This is a genomic window from Thermostichus sp. MS-CIW-40 (assembly GCF_054058315.1).
In genome coordinates this window covers 1-15120 of record NZ_JBSSAC010000017.1, presented here as the reverse complement: position 1 = coordinate 15120, position 15120 = coordinate 1, and the positions used below count along the sequence as shown (strand labels likewise).

The 15120-nt window shown below is 56.5% G+C and carries 15 protein-coding genes; 11 read left to right on the top strand and 4 right to left on the bottom strand.

Going from position 1 to position 15120, the window contains the following annotated elements; all coding sequences use genetic code 11:
- Nucleotides 1–135: 135 nt before the first annotated feature.
- Nucleotides 136–1329, top strand: a complete 1194-nt coding sequence (locus ACVWXF_RS07200; RefSeq protein WP_414508825.1) for an RNA-guided endonuclease InsQ/TnpB family protein — start codon at nucleotides 136–138, stop codon at nucleotides 1327–1329.
- Between the two features lie 116 nt (nucleotides 1330–1445).
- Here the strand turns inward: ACVWXF_RS07200 and ACVWXF_RS07195 are convergent, their stop codons facing one another.
- Nucleotides 1446–2027: a Uma2 family endonuclease gene (locus ACVWXF_RS07195; RefSeq protein ID WP_011430559.1), complete on the bottom strand. Its 582-nt coding sequence runs from the start codon at nucleotides 2025–2027 to the stop codon at nucleotides 1446–1448.
- Between the two features lie 133 nt (nucleotides 2028–2160).
- Between ACVWXF_RS07195 and purB the strand changes: the two genes are divergently transcribed.
- The 7 genes from purB to ACVWXF_RS07160 all read left to right on the top strand — a co-directional run bounded on the left by purB (nucleotide 2161) and on the right by ACVWXF_RS07160 (nucleotide 10429).
- Nucleotides 2161–3456 carry an adenylosuccinate lyase gene (purB, locus tag ACVWXF_RS07190; protein WP_457474031.1) on the top strand — a complete coding sequence of 432 codons (1296 nt, stop codon included), beginning with the start codon at nucleotides 2161–2163 and terminating at the stop codon, nucleotides 3454–3456.
- Between the two features lie 10 nt (nucleotides 3457–3466).
- Nucleotides 3467–4447 carry an aspartate carbamoyltransferase catalytic subunit gene (locus tag ACVWXF_RS07185; RefSeq protein ID WP_099887442.1) on the top strand — a complete coding sequence of 327 codons (981 nt, stop codon included), beginning with the start codon at nucleotides 3467–3469 and terminating at the stop codon, nucleotides 4445–4447.
- 508 nt (nucleotides 4448–4955) lie between these two features.
- Nucleotides 4956–6017 (top strand): phosphate ABC transporter substrate-binding protein PstS, encoded by a 1062-nt coding sequence (gene pstS / locus ACVWXF_RS07180; RefSeq protein WP_457474030.1) that lies wholly within the window; start codon nucleotides 4956–4958, stop codon nucleotides 6015–6017.
- A gap of 148 nt (nucleotides 6018–6165) precedes the next feature.
- Entirely contained in the window at nucleotides 6166–7149 is a 984-nt protein-coding gene (gene pstC / locus ACVWXF_RS07175) for a phosphate ABC transporter permease subunit PstC (RefSeq protein ID WP_457474029.1), read from the top strand.
- Between the two features lie 38 nt (nucleotides 7150–7187).
- Complete coding sequence (gene pstA / locus ACVWXF_RS07170) at nucleotides 7188–8081, top strand: phosphate ABC transporter permease PstA (RefSeq protein WP_099813137.1); 894 nt, start codon at nucleotides 7188–7190, stop codon at nucleotides 8079–8081.
- Between the two features lie 70 nt (nucleotides 8082–8151).
- A complete protein-coding gene (gene pstB, locus ACVWXF_RS07165; protein ID WP_457440561.1) occupies nucleotides 8152–8949 on the top strand; it encodes a phosphate ABC transporter ATP-binding protein PstB in 798 nt (265 codons plus the stop codon).
- Nucleotides 8950–9061: 112 nt separating this feature from the next.
- Nucleotides 9062–10429 carry an FAD-binding oxidoreductase gene (locus ACVWXF_RS07160; RefSeq protein ID WP_457474028.1) on the top strand — a complete coding sequence of 456 codons (1368 nt, stop codon included), beginning with the start codon at nucleotides 9062–9064 and terminating at the stop codon, nucleotides 10427–10429.
- Nucleotides 10430–10564: 135 nt separating this feature from the next.
- Here the strand turns inward: ACVWXF_RS07160 and ACVWXF_RS07155 are convergent, their stop codons facing one another.
- The 3 genes from ACVWXF_RS07155 to ACVWXF_RS07145 all read right to left on the bottom strand — a co-directional run bounded on the left by ACVWXF_RS07155 (nucleotide 10565) and on the right by ACVWXF_RS07145 (nucleotide 13626).
- The gene (locus ACVWXF_RS07155) at nucleotides 10565–10999 is read right to left on the bottom strand and encodes a DUF29 domain-containing protein (RefSeq protein ID WP_011433505.1); all 435 of its coding nucleotides are present in this window, start codon (nucleotides 10997–10999) and stop codon (nucleotides 10565–10567) included.
- 355 nt (nucleotides 11000–11354) lie between these two features.
- Nucleotides 11355–12422, bottom strand: coding sequence for a permease (locus tag ACVWXF_RS07150; protein WP_457474027.1), 1068 nt, complete (start codon nucleotides 12420–12422; stop codon nucleotides 11355–11357).
- Nucleotides 12423–12489: 67 nt separating this feature from the next.
- Nucleotides 12490–13626 carry a citrate synthase gene (locus ACVWXF_RS07145; protein ID WP_011433503.1) on the bottom strand — a complete coding sequence of 379 codons (1137 nt, stop codon included), beginning with the start codon at nucleotides 13624–13626 and terminating at the stop codon, nucleotides 12490–12492.
- A 321-nt stretch (nucleotides 13627–13947) separates the two neighbouring features.
- Between ACVWXF_RS07145 and ACVWXF_RS07140 the strand changes: the two genes are divergently transcribed.
- From ACVWXF_RS07140 to ACVWXF_RS07130, 3 genes are read left to right on the top strand one after another with little or no spacing between them, the layout of a single operon-like run.
- Nucleotides 13948–14457, top strand: a complete 510-nt coding sequence (locus tag ACVWXF_RS07140) for a hypothetical protein (protein ID WP_457474026.1) — start codon at nucleotides 13948–13950, stop codon at nucleotides 14455–14457.
- Nucleotides 14411–14701, top strand: a complete 291-nt coding sequence (locus ACVWXF_RS07135) for a hypothetical protein (protein ID WP_148202743.1) — start codon at nucleotides 14411–14413, stop codon at nucleotides 14699–14701. The genes ACVWXF_RS07140 and ACVWXF_RS07135 overlap by 47 nt, the downstream gene beginning before the upstream one ends.
- 24 nt (nucleotides 14702–14725) lie before the next feature.
- Nucleotides 14726–15010, top strand: a complete 285-nt coding sequence (locus ACVWXF_RS07130) for a hypothetical protein (RefSeq protein ID WP_414421520.1) — start codon at nucleotides 14726–14728, stop codon at nucleotides 15008–15010.
- The last annotated feature ends 110 nt before the right edge of the window (nucleotides 15011–15120 follow it).

The window sequence follows — 15120 nt, the reverse complement described above, 5'->3', positions numbered from 1 at the left end:
TAACTTGCAAGGGGTGCGGGGAGCTACAAGTTCCGCGCTCTGGCGGGAAAGTCAGCTAGAAATCGCAGGAGCCCCGCACTGTACCCGTAGGGTCAGTGCCGGGAGGAATGCGCTTTGATGAAGTACAATGAACTTATGAGCCAAGTCCTGACCATATCCTGCAAGCTCAAGGTGTCCCCGTCGCAAGCCGCCAAATTGGACGCGACGATGGATGCCTTTGTACAGGCATTGAACTGGGTCAACCAGAACACGCAGGAGAAGATCGTCAACGCGGTCAAGCTGCAATCCCTTTGCTACTACGAGATTCGAGCCCGGTTTGGCTTGTCCAGTAACTTGGCTCAACAGGTGTGCAGACGGGTAGCGGGTTCCCGCAAAGTGGCTAAGCAGAAAAAGCGTCCCGTCAAGGAGTTTAAGAGCGGCTTTGTTACCTACGACGCTCGCATCTTTTCGTTCCGTCAAAAAGACTGGACGGTGTCGCTGACCACGGTTGAAGGGAGAGAACGCTTTGAGCTAGCCATTGGTAACTACCAGCGTGGGATGCTGGCTGGTTCCAACCCAAAAGCTGCCACGCTGGTCAAGCGCAAAGATGGCTCCTACTACATCCAGATTTGCGTAGAGGAAAAGCCACCCAAGCAACAAGATACCGACAAGGTGATCGGGGTGGACTTGGGAAGGACAGATATTGCCCATACATCGGAAGGAGATAACTGGAATGGACAGCAGTTGAACCGAGTCCGAGACCACTACTCCCGGTTGAGGGCGGCACTCCAACGCAAAGCCAGTAAGGGCACACGCAGTTCGCGGCGCAGATGCAGAGAACTGCTGCAACGGCTGTCTGGCAAGGAGAGACGCTTTCAAGCGTGGGTCAATCATCGCATCTCCAAAGCTATTGTCTCTAGGGCAAAAGCTACCAACAGCGCTATTGCTCTGGAAGACTTGACAGGGATACGGGAGCGTATCAACCAACAACCCCGCAGCAAAGCCGAGCGACGCAGGGCCAACAGTTGGGCGTTCTACCAACTGAGGCAGTTTCTGGAATACAAGACTCTGCGTGCAGGAGTTGCTTTGATTCTGGTGCCGCCTGCCTACACGTCGCAGACCTGTCACAAGTGTTTGCACATCCATCCCGACCCTGCGCAATCCTATCGCAGTGGCAAGTCGTTCAAGTGTGGGCACTGTGGATGGGAAGGGGATGCGGACTGGAATGGGGCCAACATGATTGCCAAACTTGGGGCTGTCGTAAACCAGCCTAGAGGTCCGTGGTTGGCTTGCCAACTGCAGGGCTACCGAAAGCCCGCCCCGTACTGCGAAGCAGTCAGGGTCGGGTAGTTTACGGTCGAGATACCGACTCCTCTGCCAAGTCGTTCTGTGACGCGGGGCAGGAATGCCCAATGGCAAGGTTGGGAGGCCCAAGCTCTATTGGCTAGAGTGAGGGCGGGGGGATGTTACAAGGAAAGCTTCTGGAATAGATGAGCCACCGGCAGGGCAAATCCTGGAATAACCTCTTCACCTTCTAGAAGATCAACCGATTTCAGGAGGCGGTCAGGCTCTTGAGAGCTGCGATACACCAGGACGTAGTGCTCGCTGGGGTGAACCAGCCAAACCAGGCGGCTGCCATTTTCAAAGTACTCCACCAGCTTGTCATGAATTTCTTCAACCGTATTGCGGGGGGAAAGCACTTCAACAGCCAGATCTGGAGCGCCTTCCAAAAATCCTGTGGGCAGTTCAGCCATGCCCTGCAAGCGTTCTTTAGCAAAAAAAGAGATGTCAGGGGAGCGCCAATTTCCACTCTTCATCTTAAAAGCAGTGCTGGAATCTAAAACGATCCCCAGCTTGTTGGACAAAACGTAGGGGGTCAAAGCTGCCAATAGGAGGCTGCAGACATAACCATGGAGTGCCCCCGCGCTTCCCATATCAATTGGCTTCCCATCAACAATCTCGTAGCGATGTCCCTCCCTGGACAACGCCATGAATTCTTCGGCTGTCCAAGCTCTTTTTCCCTGAGTTGGCACAGCTCCGACGGTCATCTGCAAACTCCTTGCTGCTCCTTCGACACCGCAAGCCAAGCCCGCAGGGATCCCCCAGCGGCTTTTCCTCGAGGGGGGACGCCAAAGGCTAAAATAGCCTAGCTCATCCTACTGTACCGACGGAAAAGGCACCTTGATCGAGCGCTACACTCTGCCCGAAATGGGCCAGATTTGGTCCACTGCCCACAAGCTCCAGACCTGGCTGCAGGTGGAGCTGGCTGTCTGTGAAGCGCAAGCGGAGCTGGGGCGGATCCCGCAAGAAGCCCTGCAGGAGATCAGAGCCAAAGCCGCCTTTGACCCGGCGCGGGTTTTGGAAATTGAGGCGGAAGTGAAGCACGATGTTATTGCCTTCTTAACCAACCTCAACGAGCACGTGGGCGAGGCAGGGCGCTACATCCACCTGGGCCTGACCAGCTCGGACGTGTTGGATACCGCTCTGGCCGTGCAGCTTGTGGCCTCGGTGGAGATCTTGCAAGCTCGCCTGGCCGACCTCATCGCTGCTATCCGCGACCAAGCTCGGCAGTACCGCTACACCCTCATGATCGGCCGCACCCACGGTGTTCACGCCGAGCCGATTACCTTTGGCTTTAAGCTGGCAGGGTGGCTGGCCGAGTGCCTGCGCCACCAAGAGCGCCTAGCTCGCCTGCGGGAAGTGGTGGCGGTGGGCAAGATCTCTGGCGCCGTGGGCACCTACGCCAACGTGCCTCCCCAGGTGGAGCAGTTGGCCTGCGCTCGCCTGGGCCTGAAGCCCGATACAGCCTCGACACAGGTAATCTCGCGGGATCGCCACGCTGAATACGTGCAAACCTTGGCTTTGATTGGCTCTTCCCTAGAGCGCTTTGCTACTGAAATCCGCCACCTGCAGCGAACAGAGGTACTGGAGGCTGAGGAGTACTTTGCCCCCGGCCAAAAGGGATCCTCTGCCATGCCCCACAAGCGCAACCCCATCAAATCTGAACAGCTAACCGGGATTTCCCGCCTCCTGCGGGGGTATGCCCTTCCGGCTCTGGAAAACATCCCCCTTTGGCATGAGCGGGACATCTCCCACAGCTCGGTGGAGCGGGTTATCCTGCCCGATGCCTCCATTCTCTGCCACTACCTGCTGGTGAACATGGCCGACCTGGTGCGCCACCTGCAGGTTCACACCGGCAACATGGAGCGCAACCTCAACCTCTACGGCGGCGTCATCTTCAGCCAGCAGGTGCTTCTAGCCTTGGTGGAGAAGGGCCTTAGCCGCGAGGAAGCCTACCGCCTGGTGCAGGAAAATGCTCATCGCGCCTGGAACCAGCCGCAGGGGGACTTTCGCGCCAATCTGCTGGCGGATCCCCGAGTGATGGCTCACCTCAGCGAGGCGGAACTGCAGGCTTGTTTTGATCCGCGGCGCCACCTAACCCACTTGGACGAGATCTTTGCCCGCCTGGGCATTTGAGGGATCCCCTATGGTTTGGCAGCGGCAGCACGTCTTGGGCTTGGCGGATTTTACTCCCGAAGAATACCAGATGGTTTTGCAGACCAGCGCCAGTTTCCAGGAGGTGTTGACGCGGCGGTTGCCCAAGGTGCCCACCTTGCAGGGGAAGGTGGTGGTGACGCTGTTCTTCGAGCCTTCCACCCGCACTCGTTCCAGTTTTGAGCTGGCGGCCAAGCGCCTTTCGGCCGATGTGCTTAACTTTTCCCCTGGCACTTCTTCCTTGGGCAAGGGGGAGACGCTCTTGGATACGGCCCGCACCTTTCTGGCCATGGGATCCGATCTCTTGATCGTTCGCCATGCCCAGGCAGGAGTGCCCCAACAATTAGCTGCCGAGATCGACCGCCGCGGATCCCCTGTGGGCGTTCTCAATGCTGGGGATGGCCTGCACGAACATCCCACCCAAGGTTTGCTGGATTTGTTTACCCTCTGCAGCCATCTGGATCCCCGGCGTCCCCGTCTGGAGTTGCTGCAAGGGATCAAAATTGCCATTGTCGGCGATATTCTCCACTCGCGGGTGGCCCGCTCCGATATCTATGCCTTGGTGACTGCCGGAGCTGAGGTTCACTTAGCCGGCCCTCCCACCCTATTGCCCAAAGATTTTGCCCAGTTTGTACCCGGCCATACGCTCCCTGTCCATTGGCAGCTAGAGCCTGCCCTCGAAGGGTCGCGTTTTGTTATCACCTTGCGCCTGCAGCAGGAGCGCATGGGCGAGTTCCTTCTCCCCAGCTTGCAGGAGTACCATCACTTCTTCGGCCTCACGCGGCAACGACTGCGCCTGTGCCACCCGGATGTCAAGCTTCTGCACCCCGGCCCGGTCAATCGCGGTGTGGAACTCAGCTCCGAGGTGATGGAGGATCCCGGCTTGAACCTGATTGAGCAGCAGGTCACCCACGGCGTGGCGGTGCGCATGGCCCTGCTGTACCTCATGGGGGGCGGGCGGATCCCAGCTTAGAGCCCAGATCTTTCTCTGCTCGGGGAACATGTAGAGCTGCCCCACGTCTAGAAGGTTGGAGTCTATCTTCTAACCAATTCTCTCTGCCAAAAGCCGAAAGAATCTCTGGGCGGGGCTTTTCCCGCCCTGCTGAAATCATGTCCAAGCTTGCCGAGAGGTGAGCAACATCTTTGTCTCAAATTTTACACATCTTGGATCTGGATCGAGTTTTTTTGCAGCCGTCTAAGCTTAGCTCTTATTCAAGTTGTGTCCGTTTAATTGGTTGTCAAACGAGATAGAAGTTCAGCAGCTAGACCTTTCCGCGGATTCTGGGCTCCAGGATCCTGATTTTGCTGAAATCCAAACTGGCCAAGACCACCAGATGGAAAATCGAGGTTTGGAAACGAGTCAGTATACTCAAAAAATATCGATTTTTCTCTTGACTTAACCTAAGGTTAACCTTTAGATATCCCTCTGTTAACTTTGAGGTTATAGGGTTGAAAGTGTTGATTCGCAACAGATATTACCTATGCGAACCCTGCTTTCTGCTTTCTCCCTCACCGCTCTAACAGTAGGATTTCTAACAGCGACCTCGGCTCAAGCCCAAACCGTGCAAATCTCCGGGGCGGGCGCGACCTTTGCGGCTCCTTTGCTGCAACGTTGGTTTGACGCCTACAACCGCACCGTAGACCCCACTGTGCAAGTCAGCTATCAGTCTGTCGGTAGTGGTGCTGGCCTAGAGCAGGTGATCAATGGCACTGTGGACTTCGGCGCTTCCGAGGCGCCTTTCTCCGGTGCTCGCCTGGAAAGCTTCCGAGCTAAATACGGCTATGATCCCCTACAGTTGCCTCTGGCGGGAGGGGCCATCGAGTTTGCCTATAACCTGCCCGGCATTGAAGACGGAGAGCTCATCCTGAAGCGGGAAACCTACTGCGGCATCGTGACCGGCGAGATCACCCGCTGGGACGACAATCGCATCAAGGCCGATAACCCAGGTATAGCAAACAAGCTGCCACCCCTGGACATCACCTGGGTACACCGCTCTGATGGTTCTGGGACTACCTTTGTGTTCACCAACCACATCAGAACTGTCTGCCCTAATTGGACAGCCGGTGCTGGTACTTCTGTCGAGTGGCCTGTTGGCATTGGAGCCCAAGGGAATGAGGGCGTAGCCGCCACCATCAAGCAGGAGCCAGGGGCAATTGGCTACGTGAACCAGTCCTATGCCAAGCTGGAAAAGATGGCCACTGCTCGCTTGGAAAACAAAGCGGGCAACATTGTTAAGTTCTCGACTGAGGCAGCTACCTCGGCGCTTGATGCTCCCATTCCTGATGACTTTGCGCTGTTGGTGCCCGACCCTGAAGGGCCAAATGACTACCCAATCGTGGGCTTGTTCTGGGTGATGCTGTACCGCGAGTATCCCGATCAGCAGAAGCTGACCAAGCTGGTGGAGGCTCTGAAGTGGACCCAGGGGCCAGAGGGTCAAGCCATCACCAAGGAGCTGGACTACATCCCTATGCCTGAGGCGGCTATCCAGCGGATCTTTGCAGAGCTGGATGCCATCACCGTTAACCCCAATGCGGTGCGATGACTGGGTTGCAGCCTGAACTCCACTAGAGTGGAGCTGGTGGCCGGCTGAGGAGGCAGATGAGGCTTTCTCGGTCGGCTGCTGGGCTTACCTTGCACGGTGGGATTTTTAGGAAAGATTTTGAACCGAAGATGATCATGGGAGAGAGGCTATGACTTCAGCGGCTACGGGTTATGGTTCACCACCAAACCCGGATATCGATGTTGACATTGAGAAAAAGGCAAGCCCGTCCCGGGCTGTTGATGTGGGTTTTGTCCGCCTGACGCTGGCCTTGGCAGGGTTTGCCGGCATTATCCTCATCTGGGTGATTCTTCAAACCACCGAAGCGGCTCTGCCGGCGATTCAGCAGTTTGGCTTGGGCTTCCTGGTTACTGCCCGCTGGAACCCGGTGGAAAACATCTACGGGGTGCTACCACAGATTTATGGCAGTTTGGTAACCTCTCTGGTGGCTTTGATTTTTGCCATCCCTCTGGGCATTGGCACTGCCATTTTTTTGACGGAAGGTTTTGCCCCCAAGTGGGTAACGGCGCCGATTGGCTTTGCCATTGAGCTGATCGTGGCCATTCCCAGTGTGGTGCTGGGGCTGTGGGGGATCTTTGTGCTGATTCCAGCAGTGCGGCCCATCTTTCGAGCCATCAACCAGACGCTGGGTTGGATCCCTTTCTTGAGTGGCCCGGCTCCGCGGGGGCCCAGCTTGTTGATTGTGGCTATGGTGCTGGGGATCATGATCTCTCCCATCATCATCTCCATTACCCGCAGTACCTTTGAATCTCTGCCACGCAGCCTAAAAGAGGGGGCTTTGGCTCTGGGGGCAACCCGCTGGGAGACCATCTTAACGGTGATGATCCCTGCCGGCCTGTCGGGTATCGTCAGCTCGATCATGCTGGCGCTGGGACGGGCTTTGGGAGAGACCATGGTAGCGGCCATGCTTTCTGGCAACGCCAACCGCATCAATATCTCCCTAATGCAGCCGGGATCCACCATTACCGCCTTGATTGCTTCTCAGTTTGGGGAGGCAGGACGCTTGCAGGTTTCGGCTCTCATGTATGCCGGCGTGGTGCTGATGGTGCTGACGTTATTGGTCAACATCGTTGCCGAGATCATCATCCGCAAGTTTCAAAACTTGGAGCAGTAACTTGGGAAGCAGAAAGAAGATGAAGGAGCACTGTTATCATGTCCGACTCAGCACAGCTTGCCCCTGAGAAGGTTGACATCGACATTACTCGTGCCGCCATTGCCCCTGTCCGCAATTACACAGGCATTGTCCTAACCCTGCTGAGTGGCCTCTTTGTGGCGGTGATCATAGCTTCCCTATCTTGGGTGCTGTGGGATGTGGGCAAGGAAGGCATCCAGCGGATAAATTGGGATGTCCTCACCCAGACCCGCTACCCTGCCCCTGGCCTGGCGGAAGGGGGCTTTGGTCACGCAATTGTCGGCAGTTTAATGGTGCTGGCTACGGGGGCGGCTTTGAGCTTTCCCTTCGGCATCTTGGCGGCAGTGTACTTGTCCGAATTTGGTCGCGGCACCCGCTTGGCTTATCTGGTTAAGTTTTCCTGCAATGTGCTCACGGGGGTACCGGCCATTCTCTGCGGCCTGTTTGCCTATGCTGTGGTGGTGAGGGGATCCGGCTTTTCGGCTTTCTCGGGAGGGGTGGCTTTTGGCGTGCTGATGCTGCCGATTGTCATCCGCTCCACCGAGGAGGCGTTGCTGCTGGTTTCGCCCGACATGCGCTTGGCTTCCCTTGGCCTGGGCTCAAATCGCTTTCAGACCACAATGCGCGTTGTTTTGCCGGCAGCGGCACCGGCCATCGTAACCGGGCTAATCCTGGCTTTGGCCCGAGCGGCAGGCGAGGCTGCACCTCTGCTCTTTACCGCCTTCAACAACAATTTCTGGTCTACTGATCTCTTTGGCCCGGTGGCTACCTTGCCGGTGATGGTCTACTTTTTCTCCATCATTCCCTACAGGGTGCAGCAGCAGCTGGCTTGGGCGGGCGCTTTGGTTTTGTTAGCCATTGTTTTGGCGGCCAGCTTGACCGCTCGCTTTTTGGTGTACAAGACCAGGAAATAGCCTGAGGATTCTCAACAAAGTCTTGAATCGAACTCTTCGTCGAACTCTAGCTCTTTTTGTGAGTGCTGCCATGCAAACTCAATCTCTTAACCAGACCTCTTACGTTTTCAGGACCGAGAACCTGAATGTCTACTATGGCTCCAATCTGGCGGTAAAAAATGTTACTCTGGACATCCCAGCCCGACAGATTACTGCGTTTATCGGCCCTTCCGGCTGTGGCAAAAGCACGATTCTGCGCTGTTTTAACCGCACCAACGATTTGATCCCCGGTGCTCGTGTAGAGGGCAAGCTCACCTACCACGGCAAGGATCTCTACGCCAAAGAAGTCGATCCGGTGGCGGTGCGGCGGCGTATCGGCATGGTCTTCCAAAAGCCCAATCCCTTCCCCAAAAGCATTTACGACAACGTGGCCTACGGCCCGCGGGTGCTGGGGATGAAGGTAGACTTGGACGAGGTGGTGGAAACCTCGCTGAGGCGGGCTGCCCTTTGGGATGAAGTCAAAGACAAGTTGAAAGAAAATGGTCAGTCGCTGTCGGGAGGGCAGCAGCAGCGCCTGTGTATTGCCCGGGCTCTAGCGGTGAAGCCGGATGTGATTTTGATGGATGAGCCCTGTTCGGCGTTGGATCCCATTTCCACCCGCCGCATTGAGGAGCTGATGAAGGAGCTGGAGGAGGAATATACCATCATCATTGTCACCCACAACATGCAGCAGGCCGGCCGCGTCTCGGATATGACGGCTTTCTTCAGCGTGGAGGTGTCGGGATCCAACCGTGTGGGCGAGCTGATTGAATTTGACAGAACTGAAGTCATCTTCAACAGCCCCACCAAGCAAGCCACAAGAGATTATGTGGAGGGCCGCTTCGGCTAATCGACCTGGCCGGACAGGGATCCTTCCCATACTGTTCTCGGCAAACCCTTTTGCAGGCAATTTCTGCCGATGATGGAGTCTGAAGAACCGTTGCACCCAAATACGGATACCTATGATCGTTGCCGCTCCTGACAAGCTGCAGGCTTTGCGTTCTGACTTAGAGGGTATTGAGATCATCACTGATCCGGCTCAGGTGGCCAAGTTGTCGTTGGATTTTTACCACTACAGCCCCGTGCTGAGCCGACAACTGAGCGACAAGCGGGGAGATTTGGTGGTGCGCCCCGCCGATGAGGCCGAGGTGATGCGGGTGGCAGCGGCCTGTGCCAGGCTGCGGATCCCGGTTACGGTGCGCGGTGCCGGTACCGGTAATTACGGCCAATGTATCCCGCTGGCCGGGGGTGTGATCCTGGACATGGGCAAGCTCAACCAGGTGCTTTGGGCAAAGCCGGGCTTGGTGCGGGTGCAGGCGGGGGCCAAGTTGATGGCCATCGACAAACACACCCGGGAGATGGGCTGGGAGATCCGCATGGCTCCTTCCACCTATCGCACGGCCACCATCGGGGGGTTCATTGCCGGCGGCAGCGGCGGCATTGGCTCTGTGACCTACGGCCAACTGCGGGATCGGGGCAACATCTTGGGGCTGCGGGTGGTCACCCTGGAGGAAGAGCCCCGGGTGCTGGAGCTGCGGGGAGATGAGGTATTCAAAGTAAGCCATGCCTGGGGCCTCAATGGGATCATCACTGAGGTGGAGATCCCGCTGGCGCCTGCTTATCCTTGGGCGGAGCTGGTGGTGGCCTTTCCCCCTGAAGTGGGCTTTATGCCCTGTGCCCATTTTGGCCAAGCCCTGGGAGATGCGGATGGGATCATCAAGAAGATGATCAGCCTGCACGCTTGGCCGATCCCCAGCTACTTTGCACCGCTGCGGGGCTATCTGCCAGAGGGATCCGCTGTGGCCCTGTTGATGGTGGCCGAATGCAGCCTGGAGCCGCTGTTGGAGCTTGTCCGGGAACATGGGGGCCAAGTGGTTTACAACAAAACGGCCCAGGAGGCCAGCAAGGGGATCTCGCTGGGGGAATTTTCTTGGAACCACACCACTTTGCACTGCCGCAGCGTGGATCCCAGCCTTACCTATTTACAATCGGCTTTTCCCGCCGACCGGGAGCTGAGGCTGGTGCAGCACATGTACGAGTATTTTGGCGACGAAGTGCTGATGCACCTGGAGTTGATTCGCATCAACGGGCAAGCTACCCCCGTCGGCCTGCAAATTGTCCGCTTTACCACCGAAGAGCGTCTAAACGAGATCATGCACTACCACGAAGAGCAGGGAGTATTTATTGCCAACCCCCACACTTTCATCATCGAAGACGGCGGGCGCAAAGTGATGGATCCGCGCCAGATTCGTTTTAAAGAAGAAGTGGATCCCTATGGGTTGCTTAATCCGGGCAAGATGCGCACCTGGCAGAAGCAAGCCTCTGCTTGAGGAAGCGCGGCAATTGGCCTCAGTCTATCTATGTTGTCGGTATTTAATGCATAATGGACTGCCTGTGTGAGGCAAGACCAGGCCAGAACTGTGGGGTCGGTGCTGTGGGAAATGCTGTCCACTGTCGAATGCTTGTCAAACTTCCGGCAGCCAATCTTCTGCCAGCACCAACTCTGGAGAGTAGGGACAGACATCTGGAAATGTCGAGATTTCTATCCCCGTTTGCCTGGCTGCTTGGCGGCGCGCCCGTTGATAACTCTCTTCAAGTTGCTCTACCAGATAACCTTTTAGGCTAGGGCTATCTTCTATGGCCAATCCGATTTGGGTTCGCGCATCTGTAATGGAATCTAGCCAGCTATCTGAACGGCGCTGAGGTTGATATTGCCACTTGAGTAGATGCAGCAGAAGGCGAGTTAATTGACTGGTAATCCCTCGTCGTTCGCTCTTACCCAAATTCTCAACCTCTTCAATTAAGTGTGTTAGGTCAATTTCATGCCAGCGCCTTTCCCGCAATAGCCGGGTTGTTCGGTCAATCCACAAGTTAAAGTCTGTCGAGTATAGATTGCTCATAGCTTTGTCCTGCTGAAAAATAGGGTCGCGATAATTATGAAATCCAGACTACGTCCTTCTTGAGTTTACTACAATAAAACCTGTAACACCTGAGTTCTCAACCGTCTGGGAGCAGAGTCCTCTGGTGACAAACCTTATCCAGGCAACTCTTTCTATAGTCATTTCGATTTAAAGCAGGACACTGCACCCACACTTAAAGTGCACCGAGCCGGAAGGCTTTTCAAGGACTCCGTCCCGCTGGCGCGATCAGGAGCCCAGGCGTCTTACCCTAAACTGAAGCAACTATATTTGACGAATATTTGACGGAGAGTGAATGGAGAGGGTGTCCCTGTGGAGAAAGGTTCAAACAAACGCTTTAACTGCCATAGTAGTTGATGGCTAAAGCTCCCACCAGAGTAAGCTGAAAGACCAAGATCACGAAGTAGAAAATGGCGCGGGGCTTGAACAGAGTGAGCATCAAGCCTATGGCTTTCAAGTCTACTATCGGCCCAAACACCATAAAAGCCAACAGGGATCCCGGCGTGAAGGTGGCGGCAAAGGAGAGGGCGAAAAAGGCATCCACCGTCGAGCAGATGGAGATGATCCCGGCCAGGGCCATCATGATCAGGATTGAGAGCAATGCATCTTGGCCATAATCCAGCACAAACGAACGCGGGATCACCGTTTGAATCAGGGCCGCCATCGCCGAGCCCAAGATGAGCACGGATCCCAATTCGCGGATCTCCCTGGCCCAGGTCTGCAGCAGGAGAACTCCTTTTTGTCCCCTGGAGGGAGAAGGCGCAGCGGCCAGAGCAGAGCGATACACATCTTCAGCCGTTTGTAAAGTGGCCAGGGATCCGCCAGAGGCCCCTTGAGCAGGGCTCTGGGATCCAATCCAGAAGGTGCCCCCCCGCAACAACGGCGAGCAGGAAGTGCTTTTCGGATCCGTCTCTTGGGGGCGATTGCGCTGCAGCTCCCGCCAGACTGACGGCTGCAACAGAGGCTGGAAATCCTTTTGCAGGCTGAAGATCAAGCCGACGACAACCGCAATGCCAAAGGAAAAGAGAACTCGGTAGATCACCAGCTCCGGCATGGAGCGAAAGGCAATCCAAGTGGAAAAGATCACCACCGGGTTAAACACCGGCGCCGCCAACAGAAAGGCCACCGCCACGTGGGGTGGGATCCCTTTGATCACCAGTTGACGGGCCACCGGCAGGTTGCCGCACTCGCACACCGGGAAAAAGAATCCTAAAGCGCCACCGGCCACCGCGCTGCCGATTTTGCCTTTGGGCAGGAAACGGGCCAACTGGGATCCCTCCACAAACACCGCCAGCAGCCCCGACAGAAACACCCCTAGCAGCAAAAATGGCATGGCCTGCACCACAATGCTCAGAAACAGGGTGAACCCGTCTCGCCAAAGGGGAGAGTCTAAAAGGCTCAACACACCGCCTCACGCACAATTTGGGCCTTACTGAGTTTGGATCCCGGCCCAGCGCCCTGTCAAACGGCTCTCAACCCCGCTCTTCTATGGGGATATAGCGTTGCTGGCGTTCACCTGTGTACACCTGGGTGGGTCGGAAAAGCCGATTATCGGACAACTGCTCCCGCCAATGGGCCAGCCAACCCGCCGCTCGGGCAATGGCAAACACCGGTGTAAACAAATCTTCTGGGATCCCCAGCTTGGCGTAGACCAACCCTGAGTAGAAGTCCACATTCGGGTAGATCCCCTTCGGCCCCAGCAACTCCTCGCACACCCGTTCCACTTCCAGGGCGATGTCGTAGTACTTGTCGTGGCCGTAGCGCTCAAACAGCTCCTCAGCCAGCCGCTGCAGGATGGTGGCCCGCGGATCCTTCACCTTGTAGACTCGGTGCCCCATGCCCATGATGCGCTGTTTTTTGGCCAGCTTCTCCTCGATAAACGAGCGCACATTTTCCACCGAGCCGATTTGCCGCAGCAGCATCATCACCTGTTGGTTGGCCCCCCCGTGCAACAGCCCCGAAAGGGTACCCACCGCCGTGGCCAGGCTGCTGTAGGGGTTAGCCAGCGTGGAAGCGCTCACCAGAAGGGCAAACGTAGAGGCATTGACCGTGTGCTCGGCGTGCAGGATCAGGCAGATGTCAAAAATGCGGGCCAACCAGGGATCCGGCTTCTTGCCCGAGAGCATGTATAGGAAATTGGCAGCATGATCCAGGTTGTCGTCCGGGGGAATGGGATCATTGCCCTGTCGCATCTGGTGGAACATCGCCACCATGGTCGGCAGCTTGGAGAGCAACCGGGTGACGGTGCCGAACACATAGTCGGGATCCATCTCCCGCAGCGGGTAAAACAGCCCCAAGCCCGCCACACAGGTTTGCAGAGCATCCATCGGGTGGCCCGACTCTGGAAACGACTTGATCATGTCGCGGATGCGGTATTTCACCCGTCGATGACTGCGGATTGCCTGGTCAAAGTTGTCCAGCTCCGATTGGGTCGGCAGCTTGCCAAAGATCAGCAAGTAGGCTGTCTCCAGAAAGGTACTGTGGGCGGTTAATTCCTCGATGGGGATGCCCCGATATTCCAGGATCCCCGCCTGGCCATCGACAAAACTAATGTTGGAGCGTGTGGCCGGAACGCCTTCCAAGCCTGGTCTGTATTCGCCATCCGCCATGGTCGGATCCTTAGAGCAAGTATTTCCTAGATAATGATGAATCAAGGGTTGCCAAAGGTGCCTGGAACCCAACCCCTTGTTCCTCTTGGGCAGCACTGACCCCGCTTCGCTACAGTAAAGCAAATTTTGGATCCCTGCAGCCAAGTGCTGCCCCTGTCATCCTTCACAGAGAGCTGGGCTGGGATCCGCCTTCTATCTTGCAACAGCTCCCGCTGCCCGACGCAAAAATTGTTGCTATGGTGAGAACTGCGCCCGGCTTGAGGGATCTTGGCGCTTGCCGGAGCCGTGAAAGTTCGCTCCCCCGCTTGGAGATCGGCATCGATGTCGGATACTGCTCAAACTCACCTTGGCTCCAGCCCAGTGCAAGGACTGGAGTACGTGGTGCTGGGAGTGGCCACTTGCTTCCAGCAGGATCAGGAAGGTCGCCTGGTAGAGGTTTTGGTGGCCGAGCCGGTGCCTGCTGCCGATTTGGACTGCCTGGCCCAAGAACGCCGCAGCACTTCCTATGTTCTCCTCTACGCCACAACCTACGCCGAGATCGTGAACAACGGGATCCCCACCTTGCCCACCGATGTTTTCCCGCCGGGGGTGCTGTTGGGGGAAAACTTCCTGTTGGGGGAAAACTTCGTGGAACGGGTGCAAGCAGCGGCCCGCACCTATCGCAACAAGCCCCAGTTTCGCCACATCCCCTTACACCAAACCTGCACTCCAGAGCGGGGGGTGTTTAAGCTCAATCACAGCGTTGAGCCGCGACGGATCCTCAATGCAGTTGTAGAGGTAAAGGATGCCGACAACATCAAACAGCACCCCCACACCCATCAACGGCTCTGACTCACTGGGCTGTACGGGTCAGACGTGCCCTGGAAAGCAGGTTGAACCGCCACTCTGGGCTAGGCTTCGGGATCCCTCTACCCTTCTGGAGCAGGTACGCAGCGGTCAGGTTTGGCTGGTTAAGGGAATGGGATCCCATGGGCTGTTGCTGGAGAAAGCTCATATTGTCGAGCTGCTGGAGTTTGGTGCAGCCGTTGGCCTGGCCATCGATCGCGATTGCCGAGCGGTTTTGCCGATCGCGTAAGCGGGACGGAGTCCTTTTGGCCAAGTGTATCTGCAGGCCCCTGCCACTTTTTTGGAGCGTCAGTGGGGCTATCGTCGTCGCGCTCGCAGCACCGAGATCCTGCAAAAGTTGACAGAGGCTTACCCCAGCCGGCGGCGGGCTACCCTTCTCTGGCAGCATCTTCATCAGCAGTTTGGGCCGGCGTTGCTTGCTTCTGTGCCGGACGAATGGCTAGGACGGTTGGTGGGGGTGTCGGGAGATCTGATCCAACGTTGCCGCCAAGAAATGAGGATCCCTGCTGGCGCTTTGGGCTGCAGAGAGCAAGATTGAGACGGGGGGAGCCCAAGAGAGCATGACTCTAGTCAATAATAAGCTCAACTATACTGAAAATAATGTATAATATGTTCAGTACGGATTACTACCAGTTGATCTTTCTGTTT